Here is a 22,561-nt window from a genome sequence, read left to right on the forward strand (position 1 = left end):
CTCGCGCATCCCATCTTGGCCAGCGATCATCCGATCGCATCAAACAGGCCGGACATATGGATGCAAGCGATCCGATCACCTCAAAAGCTCTTGTGCCACGGGGGCCGTCCACATATGGGTCCCCGCCTTCGCCGGGACGACGCAAGACTTATCGCCGGTGACGCTTACCGCTTCGCGCTGGCCTGCTCGGCGGAGCTTTGTGCGGCCTCGGCGAGCTCTGCCGAGATCTCCGCGGTCTCGGCCGGGTTTCCCCAGCTCGGCGCGTCGCTGCCATTGCCCCAGGCGCGCGGGCGATAGAAGGTGTGGACGCCGAACTTGTACGTCTTCTTCATTTCGCTGACCCAGGACGGGCGCACCCAATAGGCGTGATAGTGCGTCGACTTGTCGACCTCGGGCAGCCAGAGCCGGCCATCCAGCATCGCCTTGGCGATCTTCCGCGCGCGGTCCCACATATCAGGCTCGCGGATCACGTCGCGGACGTTGTCGCAGGCGAAGGTGAACTGGCAGGCGAAGTGGCGATACTTGTTCTGGTAGACCACGCCACAGACGTTGGTCGGATATTTGCCGGAGAAAGCGCGGTTCAACACCACCTGCGCCACCGCGATCTGGCCACGCACCGCCTCGCCCCTCGCTTCGAAATAGACGGCTTCGGCAAGGCACTTTTCGGATTTGGCGCGCGACTTCTCGTCGAACAGGCCGAGCCGCTCGGCCGGCGTCTTGGCGTGCTGGTCGTCGGCATTGACCTCGCCCTTCGGCGCAATGCTCTCACCCATGTCGCCGGCGCGCACCGGGCCGTCGGCATCGACGGGCAGCGAGGCCATCGCCTTCATGTCCGGATCGGGCGAGGCATCGGGCGCGACGATCGTCGGCTCCTCGCCCGGCTGCCAGCGCTCCATGGTCTCGGGCGTTCCGAGCGACGAGCCGAAGAACAGGTTTGAGGTCTTGAACGCGAACGCATCGCGCGCCGGAGGCGCCGTCTCGGGAGCGGCCGTCGGTGACGCCGGCTGCGACGGCGCATATTGCGGCAATGGCGGCGCGTTCAGCGCGTCCTGCAATTCCGGATCGAGCGGCACATGTGCGGCGGGTGCGCGCGCAGCGGTCTTCATGCCCCTGACCGAAGAGTTCGAGGTCGAGGGATCTTCGCTTGCAGGCGCGGACTCGCTGGGCGCAGCTTCAGCCGGGGGCGCGACGGCGAGACGATCGCCCTTCAGCGTGCGATCGACCGTGGGGAAATCGGAGGCGGCGTAGCGCGGCGGCTGCGCGACGATCGGGTTGCGGGTGATGGAACCGGTGAGGTCGCCGCCCTGGCTGTCGAGCCGCGCCAGCCGATAGGTGGCAACTTGCGGCGAGGACGTCCCGATCGGTCGGCCGAAACTGTAGGCGGCGACGTGGATCGTGCCCATGGCGGAGAACATGCGCTTCTGCCAGCGCTCGGCGACCCCGGGCTGGCGGGCAAGCAGTGACGCGATGTCCTGATATCCGGTCTCGGTCGGCATCAATGCGAAGATGCTAAGACCGAGTCCGAAGAGCGCGAACCGTGCGCCCTTCGGATGGTTACGCAACACTAACATCGATACGCTCACGCAACACTTACAACGACCGAACGCAGTCCATCCGTGCCATTCGACCAAATTTGTTGGTATCGAATTTAGGTTGCCGCGGGGTTAATCGGCGTGGCTTGTCCGCTACACACAAGAGATCGCACAGATTTTGCGCGACGCATCGAATGCATTGGTAAATGCCTCGCGGATGAAAGTGGTAAATATGAGGTCAACGAACGTGGTGAAGAAAGTCTTCACCGCGTGAAGATGCTCGGGACGTGTCAGCGGCTCTATCCGTTGTCATTGCGAGCGGAGCGAAGCAATCCATCTCTCGCCGAGTGGCGGCATGGATTGCTTCGCTTCGCTCGCAACGACGTGGGGTGGGCTCTGATTCAATTGTCCAGCAGCCTGATAGGATCATGCTCTAGTCTTCGTGCAGGAGCGCCTGCAGGCGCCGGGCAAGGTCCGCGACATGGAAGGGTTTCTCGATGATCGGAAACTCGTCCACGGCGTGGTGCCGTTCCAATGCATCTCCGGCATAACCGGAGGTGAGCAGGATCTTGATGTCCCTGCACAGCCGTCTCGCTTCGCGCGCCAGCTCGATGCCGTTCATGCCGCTCGGCATCACGATGTCGCTGAACAGGAGCGCGAAGTCCTCGTCGCCCCTCAACATCTTCAGGGCCTCAAGTCCGTTGCGGGCACAGACAACTTCGTAGCCGAACGAGCTCAACATCGCCGAGGTGACCTCGAGCAGATCCTCATTGTCGTCGACGACGAGGATCCGCTCCGAACCTCCCGGTATAGCTCGTGCCTTCCGTTCTTGCACCGGCGCCTCCGGGGCCTTGTCGGCCTTGGGCAGGTAGAGTGCGACCGTAGTCCCTGCTCCCGGCGTGCTTTCGACAGTGACGTGCCCGCCGGACTGTCGAACGAAGCCATAGACCATGCTGAGGCCAAGCCCGGTCCCCTTGCCGACTTCCTTGGTCGTGAAGAAGGGCTCGAAGATCCTGTCGCGCACTTCGGGCGGCATCCCGCAGCCGGAATCCTTGACGGCCAGCCACACATAAGGTCCTGCCTGACACTCGGCCACGGCCCCCTGCTCGAGTTCGACATTCCGCGTCTCGATCTCGAGCACGCCGCCGTCCGGCATCGCATCGCGCCCATTGAGCGCAAGGTTGAGAAGAGCGGTCTCCAGCGATGAAGGATCGACATGGCACAGCCACAATTGCTCGTCGGTCCGCAGCCTGACCTCGCAGCCTCCCCCGACCGCTTGCTGGATCAGACCCTGGAATTCGGCAATGAGCTGATTCGCGTTGACGAGTTTGGGATTGAGTATCTGCCGCCGCGAGAAGGCGAGAAGCTGCGACGTCAGCTTCTCCCCTCGCTGGGTGGCGCGACGGGCCGCCGCGGCGTACTGCCGGACCTTGCCGATGTCGGCGGCATCCTCGATGAGGTCGAGGCTGTTCGAGACCACCGTGAGCAGATTGTTGAAGTCGTGCGCGATCCCCCCGGTGAGCTGACCGACCGACTCCATCTTTTGGCTCTGGTGGAATTGCTCCTCGATCAGCCGGCGCGCCTCCACCGCATGCTTGTGATCGGTGATGTCGCGAAGAAAGATCACGAGACCCTGGCTGGAGGGAAACGCATTGACCGCGTACCAGACCTGCCGACGCGTACAGAACACTTCGAGGAATGCCGGCCGCTGCGTTGATGTCACCTCCAGGATCTGGTTGGTGATATCGAGGTCATCGGCGTCTGGAAATGCCTCCGACAACGTCAGGCCCCTGACATCCTGCCCCTCCGCAAGGTCTGTCCAGGCGGGTCCGTTGAGATAGGTGAGGCGCCAGTCCTGATCGATGATCAGCACGCTGTCGGTGGTGCTCTCGAAGATCATCGTGATCCGGGCCGCGGCTTCCTCCGCTTTCTTCCTCGCATCGGACAATTCCTGCTCGCGGTGTTCCAGCGCATCGGCCATGGTGTTGAATGCATCGGCGACCCGCGCGATTTCGGAAGTGCCATGGATGTCCACCCGCCGGGTAAAATCGCCGAGCCGCCATCGGTTGGCGGCGTCGACCAATTGCCCAAGCGGGCGACGGATGAACCGACGGGCGCCCAAGGATGTCAGGATCAGCACCAGCGCGGTACTCAGGATGATCAGGAAGACGCCGCGCTGCGTGCCGTGCTGGATTGCGGTGAATGCCTGGTCCTTGTCCAGGCCGAAGCTGATGAGAAGGCCTCCGGAACTGTCCGGCAGGGCTGCATAGCCGACGATCCGCTCCACGCCGTCGAGCTCCGTGGTGTCGGCCGCACCGGATTTCTCAAGGTGTGGTTCATGCCCTTCGCTCAGGGTCCGCCCGACAAAGCGCGCGTTGTCGGGATAGCGGGCAAGGTACCTCCCGTTGCGGTCCATGATTCCGAGCGCAGCTCCCGCCGGCGCGCCCTTTCGCGCAATGTAGTCGGCGAGCCAATCCAGGCTGAGGGTTGCGATGATGGCACCCCCCATCTGCCCGTCCTGTTCGTAGAAAGGCAATGCAAACTGAATGGCCTTTCGACCGGATGACAGGCCCAGCGAGAACTCGCCGACGGAGAATGCGCCGGTTTTCCGCAAGTTGGCGAAATAGGCCCGGCCCGAGACATCGACCGGCTTGCGATTATTGTCAGGGGTGCAGAACGTGATGCCGTTCAAATCGGTGACGACAACGGTGAGGAAAGCCGGGAATCGCTGCTTGATAGCGCCCATATATGCATTGCACGACTCGCCGTCCTTCGCCTTGATCGACGGAAGCTCCGACAGCGTGATCAGGACCTGATGAATTCCCTGAACGATCTGCCGTTGCTCCGCGGCGGCAAGTTCAGCCAGATTGAGCGCTTGGTTCTGCACCTCGATCTGACGCGCGCGACGCAGGTCGAATTCATTATACGCTTGGATCGCTATTGCCGGCAGCAGAGCGACAGCCACCAGCACAAGCAGCCGTGATAGAAGGGTCACTTCCCATCACGCCCCAATCCTGACGCTCGCCCGCCATCGCGCCGTCGCTGCGCTGATCTCAATTGAATACGCAAAAACAATCTGAAGCATCCCATACCAAACCTCACTCTACTGGCACAGGATTGTGAGCGCGGGTTACAGTTCGATTTCAGCACGCGGAAAGTTGGGTTACGCCTGTAACGCGTCTTTCCTTGCCCGCGCGCTCGCAGGACCATCCGGCGGACGTCGCGCACAAAAGAAAATGGCCGGGAAATCCCCGGCCATTCTCAGTTAGCGCATGAAGAATATCGAATTGCATCCGCGATCAATGCTGCACTCCCTCTCCCGCTTGCGGGAGAGGTGAAGAACGTCACGCCTGGCTCGCGATCGCCTTGCCGAGCGCGGCTTGGGCTGCGGCCAGCCGCGCGATCGGCACGCGGTAGGGCGAGCACGAGACATAGTCGAGCCCAACCTCGTGGCAGAACGCGACGGAGGCGGGATCGCCGCCATGCTCGCCGCAGATGCCGACCTTCAAGTTGGGCCGCGTCTTGCGGCCGCGCTCCACACCGATCCTGACCAGCTCGCCGACGCCGTCGCGATCGACCGAGATGAAGGGATCGATCTCGAGGATACCCTTGGCGATGTAGGTGCCGAGGAAGCTCGCGGCGTCGTCGCGGCTGATGCCGTAGGTGGTCTGGGTCAGGTCGTTGGTGCCGAAGGAGAAGAACTCGGCGGTCTCGGCGACCTTGCCGGCCATCAGGCAGGCGCGCGGCAGCTCGATCATGGTGCCGACCTGGTAGGTCAGCTTGGCGCCGGTCTCCTTCGTCACCGCATGCGCGGTGGCGTCGATCCGCGCCTTCACCAGGTCGAACTCGGCCTTGGTGGCGATCAGCGGCACCATCACCTCGAGCCCGACGGCCTTGCCGGTGCGCTTGCCGGCTTCGACCGCCGCCTCGAAGATCGCGCGCGCCTGCATCTCGGCGATCTCAGGATAGGCGATCGCAAGACGGCAGCCGCGGAAGCCGAGCATCGGGTTGAACTCGGCGAGTTCGCGGGCGCGATCGGCGAGCCGGCGCGGATCGGTGTTCATCGCGCGCGCGACTTCCTCGATCTCGGCCTGGGTGTGCGGCAGGAACTCGTGTAGCGGCGGATCGAGCAGGCGGATCGTGACGGGGAGGCCCTTCATGATCTCGAACAGCTCGACGAAGTCGGCGCGCTGCATCGGCAACAGCTTCGACAGCGCGGCGCGGCGCGATTGCTCGTCTTCCGACAGGATCATCTCGCGCACCGTGCGGATGCGCGTCTCCTCGAAGAACATGTGCTCGGTGCGGCAGAGGCCGATGCCCTCGGCACCGAACTTCACCGCGGTGCGCGCATCGTCGGGGGTATCGCCGTTGACGCGGACGCCCAGCCGGCGCACGCCGTCGGCCCAGCCCATCAGCGTGCCGAACTCGCCCGACAGCTCCGGCTCGATCATCGGCATGCGCCCGGCCAGCACCTGGCCGATGCCGCCATCGATGGTGATGACGTCGCCCGCCTTGAAGGTGCGCGAGCCGACGCTCATCGTGCCGCGGCCGTAATCGACGCGGATGGCGCCGCAGCCGGAGACGCAGGGCTTGCCCATGCCGCGCGCGACCACCGCGGCATGCGAGGTCATGCCGCCGCGGGTGGTCAGGATGCCCTCGGCCGCGTGCATGCCGTGGATGTCTTCCGGGCTGGTCTCGACACGGACGAGAATGACCTTGCGGCCGTCAGCCTGCAGCTTGGCCGCTTCGTCGGAGGAAAACACGATCTCGCCGGAAGCCGCACCCGGCGAGGCCGGCAGGCCGGTGCAGATGATATCGCGCTTCGCCGCCGGATCGATGGTCGGGTGCAGCAATTGATCGAGCGAGGCCGGATCGATCCGCGTCACCGCATCTTCTTTCGAGATCAGGCCCTCATTGGCGAGCTCGACGGCGATGCGCAGCGCCGCCTTCGCGGTGCGCTTGCCGCCGCGGGTCTGCAGCATCCACAGCTTGCCCTGCTCGACCGTGAACTCCATGTCCTGCATGTCGCGGTAGTGCTTTTCCAGCAGCGTGTAGATCCGCGTCAGCTCCTTGAACGCGTCGGGCATCGCGGTTTCCATCGACGGCTTGTCGGAGCCGCTCTCCTGACGCGCGTACTCGGTGATGTCCTGCGGCGTGCGGATGCCGGCCACGACGTCCTCGCCCTGCGCGTTGATCAGGAATTCGCCGTAGAGCTTGCTCTCGCCGGTCGAGGGATTGCGGGTGAAGGCGACGCCGGTCGCCGACGTCTCGCCCATATTGCCGAACACCATCGCCTGCACGTTGACGGCCGTGCCCCAGGTCGCCGGAATGTCGTGCAGCTTGCGGTAGGTGACCGCGCGCGCGTTCATCCACGAGGAGAACACCGCGCCGATCGCGCCCCAGAGCTGATCGTGCGGATCCTGCGGGAACGGATGGCCAGTCTCGCGCTCGACCGCTTCCTTATACTTGCCGACCAGCTCGACCCAGTCGTCACCGGTCAGGTCGGTGTCCAGCGAATAGCCCTGGCTGTCCTTGAAGGCGTCGAGGATGTCTTCGAAGTGATGGTGCTCAAAACCGAGCACCACGTCCGAATACATCGTGATGAAGCGGCGGTAGCTGTCATAGGCAAAGCGGCGGTCGCCCGAGAGATCGGCCAGCGCCTCCACGGTCTGATCGTTCAGCCCCAGGTTGAGCACGGTGTCCATCATGCCCGGCATCGAGGCGCGGGCGCCGGAGCGGACCGAGACCAGGAGCGGGTTCTTGGCGTCGCCGAAGATCTTGCCGGTCAGCTTGCCGACATAGTCGAGCGCCTTCTCAACCTGCGCCTTCAGCTCTTTTGGATAGGTCTTCTCGTGCTCGTAGAAATAAGTGCAGACCGAGGTCGGGATCGTGAAGCCGGGCGGCACCGGCAGGCCCAGATTGGCCATCTCGGCGAGGTTGGCGCCCTTGCCGCCGAGCAGATCGCGCATCTCGGCTTTGCCCTCGGCCTTGCCGTCGCCGAAGGTGAAGACCCATTTGTTGGGCTTGATCGCCGCCACGGCCGGCTTTGACGCCGGCGCTTTCGTCACGGACTTCGCCACCGGCTTGGCGGGGGCCTTAGCAGCAGCCTTGACAGGAGTCTTAACAGGAGACTTGGCGGGAGCCTTGACCGGAGCCTTCGCCGCCACCTTTGGCGCGCTCTTCTTCAGCGCCTTTCGCGCCGCCGGCGCGGCCTTGCGGGCCGGGGCGGATGGCTTTGATTTCGCTGCGCTTTTCTCTGCTGCTTTCTTGGACTTGGCAACGGCTTTGGCCATGGCTTTCAACAATCCGGAGTGAGGGGCAAGAAGATGGGCGCCTTACACCACTTTGGTGTGTCGGGCGCAAGCTGCGAACGGGCTTTCGATCCTACAAATGCAGCCAGCGCAAAAGCCCCATGCCGACCAAGCCCACGAAGATCAGATAGATCGCTACGATGAAGTTCAGCAGCCGCGGCATGACCAGGATCAGAATGCCTGCGATCAGGGCCACGATGGCAGGGACATGCGCAGCGGTGATGACCATTTGAGGAAGCTCCAGCAGATTTGTTCGGGAAGGAAATCGAATCGAGGCGGGTATTGTACTGGCATCGCGTTTTCGAGCGAAGTGTTACCGGTTTCGCATGAAGGAAACGCGTCAGACCGAGAATCGGCCCCGCCCGCCACCACGGCCCAATATTTGAGACGTTCGACGGTTCAATCGGTTCCGCTATCCACGAAAATTGCTCAAAATTGCCGCGGATATGGCCGCGCTTTTTGCGGAACATCGGCGCGCGCGATGCATTGGCCCCACATTGTGCATCGGCAAAAAGCCGGCACTCGCGGCGTCTCAAAGGAGACCCCGCCTCAAAGCAAAATCGTCGCGAAGGAGTGAGCCATGCGAAACCGATTCCTTGCCGTTGCAGCGATGGCGTGCGCGATCAGTGCACCGGTCGCGGCGCAGGCGCAAGGCAGCGTCACCACCGGCGTTGTCGGCGGCAATACCGTTGTGGTGGAAGAAGGTGGCGGGATCACGGTCGATCAGCGGCCGGCGTTCCGCGAATATGTCGTCCGCGAACGCGTGCCGGACTACACGATTTCCGACCGCGTGGCAGTTGGCACCGTGCTGCCGGAAACCGGCGTGATCTATTACGACGTGCCGCAACGCTTCGGTGGAACCCCGTTCCGATACACCGTCGTGAACGGTGAGACCGTGCTGGTCGAGCCGCGCTCGCGTCGCATCGTTCAGGTGATCGACTGACCCTGGACGTTAGCGAGTAGTCCGGGCGCCGTGCGAGCGGATGTGCGCGACTGCGACCGGACCCAAGAGCCCCGCCTGGCCCTCCCCTCCAGGCGGGGCTTTGCTTTCTGCCTAGAGCGTTTTCGAGCGAAGTGGACACCGGTTCGCGTGAAGAAAACGCGTCAAAACAAGAATCTAGCTAGAGCTTCGGTTCTGATTCAATCAGAACCGAAGCTCTAGCGATTACGATCGCAGCATCGAGAGCAGCGTCGAGGTCGACTTGTAGTTCTTGATCGCGGCATCCTGGAATTGGGGCGTCCAGTTCGCGGCCTGCCGCTCTTCGGAGCTCATCGAGGAATAGGCCTTCAGGATGCCGAGGCTGAGCTGACGCGGATCGCCGGTCGATTGGCTCTCCTTCAGCGCGTCGAGAACGGAGGCGCGCGTCCGAGCATTCAATTCCTGCTTGGCGGCATAGACCTCCTCGACGGAGAATCGATTGTTCTTGTTCAGCGCGATCGCCGACAGTGAGCGATTGTCGAGCGGAGACAGATCGGCCAATTGCCCGGTTTTTCGTCCGGGGTCATAGACCAGCTCCTTGCCATTGCTTGCCGCCTCGCTCTTCTGGCGGTCGAGAAACCCGCGCACGTCGCTGGCGATATCGCCGAAGTCGCGGCTCTTGCCGGTCGTGGGACTGGTCGTGCCGGCGAGCGCGGCCGCGATCGGATCGCCGGCAATTCCCGTTGGTGCTACCGTCGGGTCCGTCTGCGTCGCCTGATAGCCCTTGAACACCGCGCCGCGCTGGGCCGCCCAGGTCGCGGTCGCCTTCTCTTCGGGGCTGGCGCCGTCGAGATAATCCAGCGCCGCCTTGTAGCTGACATTGTAGTCGCCGGTCAGGCGCGTGGTCGCCAGCGACGGCGCCAGCGCGGCATCGAAGCGCTGCTTCAACGCGCCGGCCGCCACCGCCTGCTCATCGGAAGTGAACTTGCCGCCATTATTGGTCGAGATCGCAAACAGCGAGCGGCGATCCAGGCTCGAGAGATCGATCGTGGTCTTGCCATCGACCAGCGGTCCCTTCACGCCGGCTGCCGTGTAGAGCCGGTCGAGCGTCGCGCGCGCGTCGTTCGTGACCGTCGTGAAGTCGAGCAGCGATCCTTTTGCGAGTTGCGCGCGGGCCGCTTCCGACAAGGTCAGGTTGGTCGCGCTGTTGGACGCGAGTGGATCATTATTCGCGCTGTCGTTGGACAGCGTCGATGCCAGCGACGGCGTCGCCGCCGCCCGCGCATAGGCCGAACCATATTGGGCGTAAGGATTGAGCGCCGTGCCGATGGAGGTCATCGGGAAATTCCTGCATTTGCGCGCGGGCGATTTCTTAAGAAACCGTTCACCCGGCACGACCTTCGCAGGACGTGGTTAATGAGGGGTAAATGTTGCGGGATATTTCTGCCTGCCCCACGCCGTCATTCCGGGGCGTCCGAAGGACGAGCCCGGAATCCATTTCGCCGCGTGCTCTGCTGCCCGATGGATTCCGGGCTCGCGCTTCGCGCGCCCCGGAATGACAGCGTCAGGATCAATCCTGGATCTTCGAGAAATCCGCGACCGCCCGTGTCGCGGCGCGAATTTCATTCAACAGCTTCAGTCGGTTCTCGCGCACCTTCGGATCGTCATCATTGACCTTGACCTTGTCGAAGAACGCATCGACCGCCGGCCGCAGCGTCGCCATCACGCTCATCGCGCCGGCGAAGTCCTCGGCCGCGACCGCAGCACTCGCCTCACGCTTGACCTGATCGATCGCCTTCGCCAGCGCCTTCTCTTCGTCCTGCCGATAGAGCGACGGATCGGGTGCACCATCGAACGTGCGCTTGTCCCTCTTCTCCTCGATCGCAAGGATGTTGCCCGCGCGCTTGGTGCCCGCAAGCAGGTTCTTGCCGTCGTCGCTGTCGAGGAATTTGCCGAGCGCCTCGACGCGGCGGACGACGAGCAGCAGATCGTCCTGTCCACCGAGCGAGAACACGGCGTCGACAAGATCGTGCCGCGCGCCCTGGTCGCGAAGCTGGACTTTCAGGCGGTCGGCGAAGAAGGCGAGGAGGTCGCTTGATGCGAGGTCAACTACCTCTTTTACGAAATTCTCCGCGGTATTCCACTTCCTTAGGTAATCGGCCTTATCTAGTTCGCTCAGGTCCGCTTCAATTCTTGTTCGCCTATCCGGAATTGCGGCTTCCATGAAATCGCGAACGATAAAGAATTTTTCCAAGAGAGCCTTGTTGATCGCATCATACGGAAGATTGCTTTGGCCAGACCGTTTGGCCTCTTGATAGTTGGCATAAGCAGGTTGCGCACTCCCATCGTGCGCAAGCAGGCAAGTTGTGAAATGAACCGCGAAAAGAGCATCAAGGTCGGAAACAAATAGCCCGTCTTTCCCCCAATTTCTGTCACCAAGCGAATGGTAGAGCTGTTCCACTTGTTCGGCTTCAGAAATGACGGCCGCTCTGAAATGGTTAGCTAGGATCGGACCAAGATTGAAGCGAACCTGATTATCAACCAGCAATCGCGTAACGCCCAGAGCGGCGCGCCTTAGCGCATACGGATCCTTGCTCCCCGTCGGCTTTTCGTCGATCGCCCAGAATCCAACCAGCGTATCGATCTTGTCCGCCAGCGCGACTGCCACGCTCACCGGATCAGTCGGCACGCGATCCGCGGGCCCCTGCGGCTTGTAGTGCTCCTCGCTCGCGGCAGCGACGGACGCATCCTCGCCCTGCGCCAGCGCGTAGTACTTGCCCATCAAGCCCTGCAGCTCCGGGAATTCGCCGACGACTTCCGTCAGCAAATCCGCCTTCGCCAAATGCGCGGCGCGTTTCGTCTTCTCGACATCGGCGCCGACCAGCGGTGCGATCTCCGCGGCCAAACGCTCGATCCGCTTGATGCGCTCGCCCTGGGTGCCCAGCTTTTCGTGGAACACGATCTGGTCGAACTTCGGCAGCCGGTCCTCGAGCTTCGTCTTCAGGTCCGTCTCGTAGAAGAACTTCGCATCGGAAAGCCGCGCGCGGATCACGCGTTCGTTGCCGGCGACGATGGCCTTGCCGCCGTCGGTGGCCTCGATGTTGGCGGTGAGGATGAACTTGTTGGTCAGCTTGCCCGTATTGGGATCGCTGACCACGAAGCATTTCTGGTTGTTGCGGATGGTGGCGCGGATCACCTCGTCCGGGATCGACAGGAATTCCTTGTCGAACGCGCCCATCAGCGCGACCGGCCATTCGACGAGGCCGGCGACCTCATCCAGCAGCCCCTGGTCCTCGACCAATTCAAAGTTCTGTGCCTGCGCCAGCGTCTTTGCATCCGCCAGGATCACGTCCTTGCGCGCCTGTGGATCGAGCACGACCTTGGCCGCCTGCAGCTTGGCTTCGTAGTCATGAAAATGGCGCACGGAGATCGCAGCCGGGGCCATGAAGCGGTGGCCGAACGTCGTCTGCCCCGCCTCGATGCCATCGACCGAGAAATTCACCACATCGGGCTCCTCGGTCTCGGGACCGAAGGTGGCGGTGATCGCGTGCAGCGGACGCACCCAGGTCAGCGCGCCGGGCCTCGCCGAACGCGCGCCCCAGCGCATCGATTTCGGCCAAGGGAAGGTTCTGACGATGACCGGCAGGATCTCGGCGAGCACGTCGAGCGCGGGCCGGCCCGGCTTCTCGATCAGCGCGATGTAGAAATCGCCCTTCTTGTCGCTCTGGATTTTTGCATCCTCGATTGAGGCAAGACCCGTGGCCTTCAAGAATCCCTGGATCGCGGGCTCAGGCCCGCCGACGCGGGGGCCGCGGCGCTCTTCCTTCAAGTCCGGCTGCCGCGCCGGAATGCCGTGCACGGTCAGCGCCAGCCGCCGCGGCGTCGCGAACGCGCGGGCGCCTTCGTAGACCAATCCCTCGGCGACGAGCTTGTCGGTCACCATGCGGCGCAGATCGTCCGCCGCCTTCGCCTGCATGCGCGCGGGGATTTCCTCGGAGAACAGTTCGAGCAGAAGATCAGGCATCAGGCGGCCCTGCCGGCTTCGGTGTGGATCCAGGCTTCGCCGCAGGCCTTCGCCAGTTCGCGCACCCGCAGGATGTAGCTCTGCCGCTCCGTCACCGAGATCACGCCGCGCGCGTCGAGCAGGTTGAACACGTGGCTTGCCTTGATGCACTGGTCATAGGCCGGCAGCGCCATCAGGTGCTCGCGCTGGTTGCCGCCCAAGTTCGAGTTTTCTTGCCAGCCGGCCGCGAGATATTTCTTGCAGGCTTCTTCGGCCATCCTGAACTGCTCAAACAGCATCGCGGTGTCGGCAATCTCAAAATTGTGCCGCGAATATTCCTGCTCGGCCTGCAGGAACACGTCGCCATAGCTCACCTTCTCGGCGCCCTCGCGGCCGTTGAAGTTGAGGTCGTAGACGCGGTCGACGCCCTGCACATACATCGCCAGCCGCTCGAGCCCGTAGGTGAGCTCACCCGCGACAGGCGCGCATTCGACGCCAGCGACCTGCTGGAAATAGGTGAACTGCGACACTTCCATGCCGTCGCACCAGCATTCCCAGCCCAGTCCCCAGGCTCCGAGCGTCGGGCTCTCCCAGTCGTCCTCGACAAAGCGGATGTCGTGCAGCGCCGAATCGACGCCGATCGCGGCCAGCGATTTCAGATAGAGTTCCTGGATGTCTGATGGCGACGGCTTCAGGATCACTTGGAACTGGTAATAATGCTGGAGACGGTTGGGGTTCTCGCCATAGCGGCCGTCCTTCGGCCGGCGCGAGGGCTGCACATAGGCCGCGTTCCAGCGCTTCGGCCCCAGCGCGCGCAAGGTCGTGGCGGGATGGAAGGTGCCGGCGCCGACCTCCATGTCATAGGGCTGCAGGATCACGCAGCCGTAATCCGCCCAGTAGCGCTGCAGCGTCAGGATCAGTCCCTGGAACGAACGTTCCGGGCGCATATGGGCAGGCAGGGAATCCATCGTCGGCATCGGTCTCGCGATGAGGGTTTGAAAGCGCGCGGACCGTATCGGCGGGGAGACGGGGAATCAAGGCGAACGCGCCTGCCGATTGCGCGAAAGACGCGTCCCACGTGGCCGTCATGGCCGGGCTTGTCCCGGCCATCCACGTCTTTGGCATCAGCAGGAAGGAAGGGCGTGGATGCCCGGGACCCGGCTACGCCGAGGCTTCGCCGGGCACTCTAATCTCAGTCCGGCGAAGCCATAGCGAAGATGGGCAAGCCCGGGCATGACGAGTATGCGAGTCCCTAGCCCGGGCGGTAGGCGCCGGTGACGGGGTCGCGGCGCAGGGTCGGAATCTCGCTGCGGCTGACGGCCTCGGCCATGTGGGCGCGACGCGCCTCTTCCAGTTCCTCGTTGATCCGCACGGCCGTGCGATAGGCCCAGCGGACCACGGCGAGCCCTCCCAAAACGCCCGCAAATGCGATCATGGCTGGCATCGGTCGATCCTTGTCGTTCACCTCTCAGGCCCCCAATAGCTGGTATTTTCGCTTGAGCTGAGGCGGTCCGCAATCAACCTTTTGGTAACGGATGCGGCAAACGGCAGCATCTTCAAAGCGTTTTCGAGCGAAGTGGACACCGGTTCGCGTGAAGAAAACGCGTCAAAACAAAGAATCTAGAGCTTCGGTTCTGATTTCAATCAGAACCGAAGCTCTAGAACCCGAATTTGGCCCAGATCGCGCGCGTTTCCAATGCCGAGATCAAATCATCCGGCAGTCCTCCGAGCCGGTCCAGCGCCGCCAGCGAGCCGGCTCCGGGCGATCGCCGTCCCAGAAGGCCCGACAAAAGTCCGCTTGCGGGCGCGATCACCGGCGTCAGCACCTTCTCGCCATAGCGGGCACGGAGGGTCGAGCGGAGGTCGCCGATCCCGTCCGCAAGTCCGAGCGCAATAGAACTTTCGCCGGCCCAATATTCGCCGGTGAAGAGCACATCGTCGGCGCCTTTCAGCCGTGCGCCCCGGCTCTGCTTCACCAGTGCGATGAAGATCTCGTGGATCTCGCGCTGGATCGACTTCAGCCGCGCCACCTCCTCGGGCTTCTCGGGGAGGAATGGATCGAGCATCGCCTTGTGCTCGCCGGCGGTATAGAGCCGCCGCTCGACGCCGATTTTGCGGATCAGTTCTTGGAAACCGAAGCTGCCGCCGACCACCCCGATCGAACCGAGGATGGAGGACGGGTCGCAGAAGATCTCGTCACCCGCACAGGCGATCATGTAGCCGCCGGAGGCCGCGACGTCCTCGACGAACACCAGGACCGGCAGCTTCTTTTCGGCGGCGAGCTGCCGGATCCGCAAATAGATCTGGCGCGACTGTACCGGCGATCCGCCGGGCGAATTGATCACCAGCGCCACCGCCTTGGCGTTGCGGATCGCAAACGCGCGTTCGAGCGTCTTCGCGATGCCGGCGAGCGTCATGCCGGGCCGCAGCGGCGTCACCGCGCCGATCACGCCCGACAGTCGCACCACCGGCACCACGGCCATGCCACGCTGCAGCCGTGCCGGGAGCCAGCCCTCGAGCCTCTCGAAGAGGCCCGGCAGTCCGGGGCGATCAATTCTTTGTTCACTCATTCCCGTTACCTCGAATTAACCGTTTTTTATCCCACCACTGTCATCCACTGATGGAACGCCCCTTGCATCGCGGTGTTCTAGCTGCAATCGCGCAGCGGAGAGCAAGATGAAAATCTATCTGCTGATTTTGCTGATCGGTACCCTGCTCGCGGCGGTTCACTTTACCGCAGCACCCGAACGGCAGTCGGACACGCTCCCGCAATAGTAAAGGACAGGTCCGCGGTCCGGCATCTTCACCCGGCAAGCGGCAATATCCCCTTCCCCATCAAGCTCTCCTGTACCTCTTTATTAGGCACGCCAGACTCGTCATTGAGCACGAGAGCGGCATGGAGGCGCGTCGGCGCGCGCCCGCCTTTGACCGCGCGAACCAGGATGCGGCCCGCCACCGCGGTCACATCGGCGTGAACGGGCAGAATCTCGAGGCTGCCGAATCCGCGATCGAGCGCGGCCAGCACCTCGGCAATGCCATCGGCGCGCCAGATCAGCGTCAATTCTCCTCCGGATTTCAGGATGCGCCGCGCGGCATGGATCCAGCTTTGCAGGGTCGTGGCCGACGCGATGTGCGCGACCTCGCGCGCCCGGTCCGGCGAAGCGCGGTGGCGTCTGGAATCATTGAACGGCGGATTCATCAGCACGACATCGACGCTGTCGGGCGGCAGGCCGGCGGCGGCAAAGGCCTCCGCTGACGATTCGACGTCGAGCACGATCACGTCGGCGGCAATCGCGTTGGCGGCCGCGTTCGCGCGCGCCAGTGCCGCAAGCTGCGCGTCGATCTCGACCAGCACCAGGTCGATGCCGGCAACACGTTTGGCCAGCGCAAGGCCGGCGGCGCCGACGCCCGCGCCCAGATCGGCCACGCGATCGCGGTGACGCGCGCGCGTCGCGGCGGCGAGCAGCATGGCGTCATGTCCGGCGCGGTGACCCGACTTGAGCTGTCGCAGCAGCAATCGTCCGCCGAGAAAGGCGTCCTCGCTGACGTCTTCACTCATCGGCGCGCAATTCATGCGCGAAACCCGCATCGGCCAACAACTCACGCGCGGCGCGGTTGTCGTCCTCATGGACCAGGATACGCCGCGGCAGGATGCCGAGCGATCCCTCGATGACGCTCATGTTCTGGTCCAGCACCAGATGATGGATATTGGCGCTGTCGAGCAATGCGGTGATCGCAGACACCAGCACCATGTCATTGGTTCGGACCAATTCCCGCAAGTGTTCGTTCTCCATGTTTCATGCCCAGCGCAGACCATGCGACAGATGTCAACAGCTTCGTACCCTTGCCGCCCCAGCGCGCAGTTTCTATTGTAGTCTTTAGGCGCAGTGATCGACTTGCCGGGTCACGCCCTAGGATAGTGTGATTTCGGCAAATTTGGAGACCAGCGTGGCGGTTATTGTCCCCTTTGAAAACCCGTCGAACGCTTCGATAGACCCGCTGGTCGCCCTGGTCGCCGCCGACATGGAACGCGTCAACGCGACCATCCTGGCGCGGACCGGCTCCGAGGTCACGATGATCCCGGAGGTCGCCAACCACCTGATCTCCTCCGGGGGAAAACGCCTGCGGCCGATGCTGACATTGGCGATGGCCCAGCTCTCCGGCTATTCCGGCGACGGCCATATCAAGCTCGCCGCCGCCGTCGAGTTCATGCATACCGCAACTCTGCTGCATGACGACGTGGTCGACGAAAGCGAGCTCCGGCGCGGCAAATTGTCGGCGCGGATGCTCTGGGGCAACGAGGCCAGCGTCCTGGTCGGCGACTTCCTGCTCGGCCAGGCCTTCCGCATGATGGTCGAGGTCGGCTCGCTGCGCGCGCTCGACATCCTCTCCTCGGCCGCTGCCACCATCGCCGAGGGCGAGGTGATGCAGCTTGCCGCCGCCAAGAACACCGCGACCACCGAGGACGAATATCTCGCCGTGATCCGCGGCAAGACCGCGGAATTGTTCGCCGCCGCCTGCGAGGTCGGCCCCGTCATCGCCAACCGGCCGAAGGCGGAGCAGACCGCGTGCCGTTCGGTCGGCATGAATCTCGGCATCGCCTTCCAGCTCGTCGACGACGTGCTCGACTATGGCGGCAAGTCCGCCAAGCTCGGCAAGAACGTCGGCGACGATTTCCGCGAGGGCAAAATCACATTGCCGGTGGTGCTGGCCTTCCGCCGCGGCAATGACAGCGAACGCGAGTTCTGGGTCCGCGCGCTGGAGCAGGGCGAAATCCGCGGCGGCGATCTCGACCACGCGATCGGGTTGATGACCAAGCACCGCGCGCTCGAGGACACACTGACCCGCGCCCACCACTACGGCGCCATGGCCGTCGACGCGCTGGCGCTGTTTCCGCCCTCCCCGATGAAGACCGCCCTGGAGCAGGTCGTGGCCTTCTGCCTGGCGCGCTCGCATTGAGTTTGTTCCGCCGTCATACCCCGCGAAGGCGGGGTATCCAGTAAGCGGCGGCTTCTCGATTCTGCTCTGACGTCTCTGGAATACTGGGTCACCCCCCTTCGCGGGTGACGACAGCCGCGTAGGATAGATAGAGCAGGTTGCGCTACTTCAGCTCAGCACGCCCGAATGCACCCACCAGATGGGGTGCTCGCGGCGGAGCTTCTCGGCCGCGCGCTGGGCGTCGGCGGTGTTCTCGTAGATCGCAAAACATGTGGCGCCCGAGCCGGACATTCGCGCGAGCCAGGCGCCATCGGTGGCGTTGAGCGCGGCGATCACCGCGCCGATCACGGGCTGGATGCGCACCGCCGGCGCTTCCAGATCGTTCGAGCTGGCGGCAAGGGCCTCGACCCACTCGTCGAGCGAGCCGCCCTGCTCCGGCCAGGACGGCGCCTGCAGCATCACGTCGGTGGCGCCGACCAGGAGGTCGCCGGGGCGCAAGCCAAGCTCCGCGAACACGTCCTTGGTGGCGACGGGGATCCGCGGATTGACCATGACGCACGGCAGCTTCGGCAGGTTCAACGGCATCAGCGTCTCGCCGACCCCGGTCATGTCGCAGGCATGCGAGGCGACGCAGACCGGCACGTCGGCGCCGGTTTTCAGCGCAACGTCGCGCAGACGCTCGTCGTCGAGGGCGAGATCATTCAGTCGCGCGAGCAGCCGCAGCGCCGCCGCGGCATCGGCCGAACCGCCGCCGATCCCGGCGGCCACCGGCAACACCTTCTCCAGCGCAAAGCTGCCGGCCTTCAGGCCGGGAACGCGCTCGCCGAGCAGGCGCGCGGCCTTCAGCACGAGATTATCAGCGGTCTCGCCGCAAGCCTCCGCCATCGGCCCTGAGGTCGTGAGCGTGAGTTCTTCGCCCGGCGTCAGCGTCAGGCGATCGGCGCAATCGGCGAACGCCACCACGCTTTCAAGGTCGTGGTAGCCGTCGACGCGCCGCCCGATCACCCGCAGGGTCAGGTTGACCTTGGCACGTGCGTCCTCAATCAGCGCCGGCATCGACAAACCGCCCCATAATCTCTTTGGATCAGCCGCCCTTGCCGTCTTCTTTCTTCTTCTCGACGGCGGCGGCGTTATTAGGGGCGTCCTCCGGCAGGCCGTTCTCGATCTTGGCTTCGATCTTCGGCAGCTCGTCGGCCTCCGGCTTGAGGTCGCGCGCATGCGCCCACTGGAACTTGGCTTCCAGCGTGCGGCCGACCCGCCAATAGGCGTCGCCGAGATGGTCGTTGATGGTCGGATCTTCCGGCTTGAGGTCGATGGCGCGCTCGAGCTGCTTCACCGCCTCATCGTAATTGCCGATGCGGTAATAGGCCCAGCCGAGCGAATCCACGATGTAGCCGTCGTCGGGGCGCTGCTCGACGGCACGCTTGATCATCTTCATGCCTTCGTCGAGATTGATGCCCTGATCGATCCAGGAATAGCCGAGATAGTTCAGCACATGCGGCTGCTCGGGCTGCATCTCCAGCGCCTTGCGCATGTCGGCTTCAGCCTTGGTCCACTGCTTGGAGCGCTCCTCGCAGATGCCGCGGTAGTAGTAGGTGACCCAGGCGTTCTTGTCGCCGGCCGTCGGCATCGCATCGATCGCCTGCGTGTAGGTGCCGGCGCAATCGGCGAATTTCTTGCGGCCACGCTCGATATTGCCGAGCGCCATGATGGCCTCGATGTCCTTCGTCGAATCGGAGGTGAGCTCCTTCAGGATCTTGATCGCCTCGTCGCTGCGGTCGGCGGCGTCGAGATCGGTCGCAAGCTGGATCTGCGCGTTGCGCTTCAGCGGCGATGAGGCCGGCATCCGCTCATAGATCTTGATCGCCATCTGCGGTTTCTTGACGCTCTCATAGAGGTCCGCGAGCGAGAGCAGCGCCAGCGGATGATTGGGCTGCAGGTACAGCGCAAGCTGCAGATAGACCAGCGCCAGATCCTCGCCGCCGCGGCGCGTCAGCGTCGCGCCGATGCCATAGAGCGCTTCGGCCGCGCCGGCCTGCGCCGAATCGACCAGCGGCGATAGCTTCTTGCCGGCCTTGGCCTCGCGGATGCCCTCCTGGACCAGCGGGTGGCGCGGCAACTTCTTGTCGAAGGCCTCATAGAGGGACGTCGCGGCAGCCGCATCCTTGTTGCGCGACGACCAGCGCGCATATTCGTCCACGATCCGCAACATGGAATCATCGAGCTTGTAGGCGCGCTCGAAGCGGGTGCCCGCGTCCTTCTCCTTGCCGGAAAGCTCCAGGATCATGCCGGCGTGGAGATCCTTGAACAGCGGATACCATTCCGGACCGGTGAGCTTGTCGATGTTGGCGACCGCCACCTTGGCATCGCCCGCGCCATAGCTCGCCCAGGCTGCCAGCAGCGTCGCGACCAGGTCGGTGATCGGTCCGCGGATCGACTGGTTGACGCTGACCTGCGCGGCCGCGTACTTCTTCAGCTTCAGGTCGCGCACGCCGACGACGAGCCGCGCCACGCGGTTGGACTTGTCCTGCGCGAGGATGCGGTCCGCGAGCTTGACGGCCTCGTCGATGTCGCCTTCGGCCAGCGAGGAGATGAAGGCGCGGTCGAGCAGTTCGTTGTTCTTCGGGTCGGTACGGAGTGCCGAGCGGTAAAATGCCGCAGCGGACGCCGCGTCGCGCTCGACGCTGGCGTGGCGGGCGGCGAGATAGCTGCCGGCCGTGGTCAGCGATTTCAGGTCGTTCTTGCTCGGAAACTGCGCCGCGTTGTCGGCGGGATGATCCGGCGTCTGCGCATAGAGCGCGCCAGGTGCGGCGAGCATGGCCAGGCTGAGAGCAGCAATCGTCCAGCGGTTAAAGCGTGTAGAAAGCATCACGGTTCGCCTTGCTCCAAGGGATTAACGGCGGGATTAACGGCGGCGATCTCTCAGGATCAGTGTCGAATGCGAACCCAAGCGGCGGCATCCCGGCCAGCGACAATGCCGTTTTTGGCCTCCAATCGCAAGGACACGGGTGGCGAATCAATTAGCAGAATAGCCCTCAAAGCCGCCGATTTGACCGTTAATACCCGAAACGCCTTCAGTGTGGCGGTATCGTGACCGGTCTTGCCGGATTATCCGGGCCTCCACTCACACAATCGTGGTCGGGCCGGCCATTCCTATATCGCCGCGGTCACATCGCCTCGTAGTTGGGCCCGCCACCGCCCTCCGGCGGAACCCAGGTGATGTTACCGTTCGGGTCCTTCACGTCGCAGGTTTTGCAGTGGACGCAGTTCTGCGCGTTGATCTGGAAGCGCGGGCCTGAGGCTTCCTCGACCCATTCATAGACACCGGCCGGGCAATAGCGATTGGAGGGGCCGGCGTAGACGTCGTGCTCCGACGTCTTCTGCAGGTTCATGTCGGCGACCTTGAGATGAACCGGCTGGTCCTCCTCATGGTTGGTGTTGGAGAGGAACACCGAGGACAATTTGTCGAACGAGATCTTGCCGTCCGGCTTCGGATAGGCGATCGACGTGTGCTGTTTCGCCGGGTCCAGCGTCTTGCGATCGGGCTTTGCGTGCGATTGGGTTCCGAACAGCGAGAAGCCCAGCGTGTTGCACCACATGTCGAAGCCGCCGAGCGCGACGCCGATCACAGTGCCGAACTTCGACCATAGCGGCTTGACGTTGCGGACACGATGCAGGTCCTTGCCGATGGCGGAATCGCGCCAGGCGTTTTCATATTCCACGAGTTCGTCATTGGCGCGGCCGGCGCCGATCGCCGCCGCGACATGCTCGGCGGCGAGCATGCCGCTGCCCATCGCGTTGTGCACGCCCTTGATGCGCGGCACGTTGACGAAGCCGGCCGCGCAGCCGATCAGCGCGCCGCCCGGGAAGGTCAGCCGCGGTACCGATTGATAGCCGCCCTCGGTAATGGCACGCGCGCCATAGGCGAGCCGCTTGCCGCCTTCGAGCACGGCACGGACGGAAGGGTGCGTCTTGAAGCGCTGGAATTCGTCGAACGGCGACAGATACGGATCGTCGTAGTTGAGATGCACGACGAAGCCGACGGCGACGCGGTTGTCGTCGTAGTGATAGAGGAACGAGCCGCCGCCGGTGGAATTGTTGAGCGGCCAGCCGAAGGAATGCTGGATCAGGCCCTTCTGGTGCTTGGCGGGATCGATCTGCCATACCTCTTTCAATCCGATGCCGAATTTCGGCGGCTCGCTCTTCGCATCGAGCTGGTACTTCGCGATGAGCTGCTTCGACAGGCTGCCGCGCGCGCCTTCGGCGAACAGCGTGTATTTGCCGACGAGCTCCATGCCGCGGGTGTAGGAGTCCTTGTGCGAGCCGTCCTTGGCGATGCCCATGTCGCCGGTGGCGATGCCGCGCACATTGCCGTTGTCGTCATAGAGCACTTCGGCGGCAGCAAAGCCCGGATAGATCTCGACGCCGAGCGCTTCCGCCTTCGGCGCCAGCCAGCGGCAGACATTGCCGAGCGAGCCGATATAGCAGTGATGATTGTTCATCAACGGCGGCATCATGAAGGCCGGCAGCCGGATCGCACCGGCCGCCGTCATCCAGTAGAAGCGGTCGTCCTTCACCTGGGTCTTCAGCGGACAGTCGGCATCCTCGCGCCAGTCCGGAATCAATTTGTCGAGCGACACCGGATCGATCACCGCACCGGAGAGGATATGCGCGCCGACCTCGGAACCCTTCTCCACCACGACGATGTTGAGATCGGGATTGAGCTGTTTCAGCCGGATCGCAGCCGAGAGGCCCGACGGTCCGGCGCCGACGATCACGACGTCGAATTCCATGGATTCGCGGGGCGGTAATTCTTCGGTGCTCATGGTCTCTTCTCAGCCCGGTTGAGAACGCTTCT

Annotated in this window: 17 protein-coding genes; 3 read left to right on the plus strand and 14 right to left on the minus strand. The window is 63.7% G+C overall.

The annotated features are described in order from the left end of the window. Positions 1–164 precede the first annotated feature (164 nt). From ACZYOF_RS17150 to ppdK, 3 genes are all read right to left on the minus strand, one after another. On the minus strand, positions 165–1,571 hold the full coding sequence (locus ACZYOF_RS17150) for a cell wall hydrolase (protein WP_463716489.1): 1,407 nt from the start codon (positions 1,569–1,571) through the stop codon (positions 165–167). Positions 1,572–1,965: 394 nt separating this feature from the next. Then, positions 1,966–4,527: an ATP-binding protein gene (locus ACZYOF_RS17155; RefSeq protein ID WP_282526939.1), complete on the minus strand. Its 2,562-nt coding sequence runs from the start codon at positions 4,525–4,527 to the stop codon at positions 1,966–1,968. 349 nt (positions 4,528–4,876) lie between these two features. After that, positions 4,877–7,600 carry a pyruvate, phosphate dikinase gene (gene ppdK, locus ACZYOF_RS17160; protein ID WP_463716490.1) on the minus strand — a complete coding sequence of 908 codons (2,724 nt, stop codon included), beginning with the start codon at positions 7,598–7,600 and terminating at the stop codon, positions 4,877–4,879. Between the two features lie 76 nt (positions 7,601–7,676). Between ppdK and ACZYOF_RS17165 the strand changes: the two genes are divergently transcribed. Beyond that, positions 7,677–7,847: a hypothetical protein gene (locus ACZYOF_RS17165; protein WP_245476405.1), complete on the plus strand. Its 171-nt coding sequence runs from the start codon at positions 7,677–7,679 to the stop codon at positions 7,845–7,847. Positions 7,848–7,916: 69 nt separating this feature from the next. On the opposite strand, the gene ACZYOF_RS17170 is transcribed toward ACZYOF_RS17165, so the two are convergent. Next, positions 7,917–8,072 (minus strand): DUF3096 domain-containing protein, encoded by a 156-nt coding sequence (locus ACZYOF_RS17170; RefSeq protein WP_080663951.1) that lies wholly within the window; start codon positions 8,070–8,072, stop codon positions 7,917–7,919. Between the two features lie 351 nt (positions 8,073–8,423). On the opposite strand from ACZYOF_RS17170, the gene ACZYOF_RS17175 reads away from it, so the two are divergent. Beyond that, positions 8,424–8,786 carry a DUF1236 domain-containing protein gene (locus tag ACZYOF_RS17175; protein ID WP_463716491.1) on the plus strand — a complete coding sequence of 121 codons (363 nt, stop codon included), beginning with the start codon at positions 8,424–8,426 and terminating at the stop codon, positions 8,784–8,786. A gap of 222 nt (positions 8,787–9,008) precedes the next feature. On the opposite strand, the gene ACZYOF_RS17180 is transcribed toward ACZYOF_RS17175, so the two are convergent. The 7 genes from ACZYOF_RS17180 to ACZYOF_RS17210 all read right to left on the minus strand — a co-directional run bounded on the left by ACZYOF_RS17180 (position 9,009) and on the right by ACZYOF_RS17210 (position 16,544). Next, the gene (locus tag ACZYOF_RS17180; RefSeq protein ID WP_463716492.1) at positions 9,009–10,100 is read right to left on the minus strand and encodes a hypothetical protein; all 1,092 of its coding nucleotides are present in this window, start codon (positions 10,098–10,100) and stop codon (positions 9,009–9,011) included. A 232-nt stretch (positions 10,101–10,332) separates the two neighbouring features. Continuing rightward, the gene (gene glyS, locus ACZYOF_RS17185) at positions 10,333–12,786 is read right to left on the minus strand and encodes a glycine--tRNA ligase subunit beta (RefSeq protein WP_463716493.1); all 2,454 of its coding nucleotides are present in this window, start codon (positions 12,784–12,786) and stop codon (positions 10,333–10,335) included. Beyond that, a complete protein-coding gene (locus tag ACZYOF_RS17190; RefSeq protein ID WP_463716494.1) occupies positions 12,786–13,733 on the minus strand; it encodes a glycine--tRNA ligase subunit alpha in 948 nt (315 codons plus the stop codon). Before ACZYOF_RS17190 ends, glyS begins: the two co-directional genes overlap by 1 nt. A 284-nt stretch (positions 13,734–14,017) precedes the next feature. Continuing rightward, a complete protein-coding gene (locus ACZYOF_RS17195) occupies positions 14,018–14,209 on the minus strand; it encodes a hypothetical protein (RefSeq protein WP_130582922.1) in 192 nt (63 codons plus the stop codon). Between the two features lie 214 nt (positions 14,210–14,423). Continuing rightward, a complete protein-coding gene (locus ACZYOF_RS17200) occupies positions 14,424–15,335 on the minus strand; it encodes a S49 family peptidase (protein ID WP_463716495.1) in 912 nt (303 codons plus the stop codon). A 233-nt stretch (positions 15,336–15,568) separates the two neighbouring features. Further along, positions 15,569–16,324, minus strand: coding sequence for a methyltransferase (locus ACZYOF_RS17205; protein ID WP_463716496.1), 756 nt, complete (start codon positions 16,322–16,324; stop codon positions 15,569–15,571). After that, positions 16,317–16,544 carry a putative signal transducing protein gene (locus tag ACZYOF_RS17210; RefSeq protein WP_028166900.1) on the minus strand — a complete coding sequence of 76 codons (228 nt, stop codon included), beginning with the start codon at positions 16,542–16,544 and terminating at the stop codon, positions 16,317–16,319. Before ACZYOF_RS17210 ends, ACZYOF_RS17205 begins: the two co-directional genes overlap by 8 nt. A 169-nt stretch (positions 16,545–16,713) precedes the next feature. Here ACZYOF_RS17210 and ACZYOF_RS17215 point away from each other — a divergent pair, with 169 nt between their 5' ends. After that, the gene (locus tag ACZYOF_RS17215; RefSeq protein ID WP_130582920.1) at positions 16,714–17,724 is read left to right on the plus strand and encodes a polyprenyl synthetase family protein; all 1,011 of its coding nucleotides are present in this window, start codon (positions 16,714–16,716) and stop codon (positions 17,722–17,724) included. Positions 17,725–17,871: 147 nt separating this feature from the next. On the opposite strand, the gene ACZYOF_RS17220 is transcribed toward ACZYOF_RS17215, so the two are convergent. The 3 genes from ACZYOF_RS17220 to ACZYOF_RS17230 all read right to left on the minus strand — a co-directional run bounded on the left by ACZYOF_RS17220 (position 17,872) and on the right by ACZYOF_RS17230 (position 22,529). Then, entirely contained in the window at positions 17,872–18,759 is an 888-nt protein-coding gene (locus tag ACZYOF_RS17220; protein WP_130582919.1) for a 4-(cytidine 5'-diphospho)-2-C-methyl-D-erythritol kinase, read from the minus strand. A gap of 28 nt (positions 18,760–18,787) precedes the next feature. Next, positions 18,788–20,572, minus strand: a complete 1,785-nt coding sequence (locus ACZYOF_RS17225; RefSeq protein WP_463716497.1) for a tetratricopeptide repeat protein — start codon at positions 20,570–20,572, stop codon at positions 18,788–18,790. Between the two features lie 298 nt (positions 20,573–20,870). Next, a complete protein-coding gene (locus tag ACZYOF_RS17230) occupies positions 20,871–22,529 on the minus strand; it encodes an electron transfer flavoprotein-ubiquinone oxidoreductase (RefSeq protein WP_130582917.1) in 1,659 nt (552 codons plus the stop codon). Positions 22,530–22,561 lie beyond the last annotated feature (32 nt).

It is taken from the genome of Bradyrhizobium sp. LeoA1Lang, assembly GCF_055413685.1.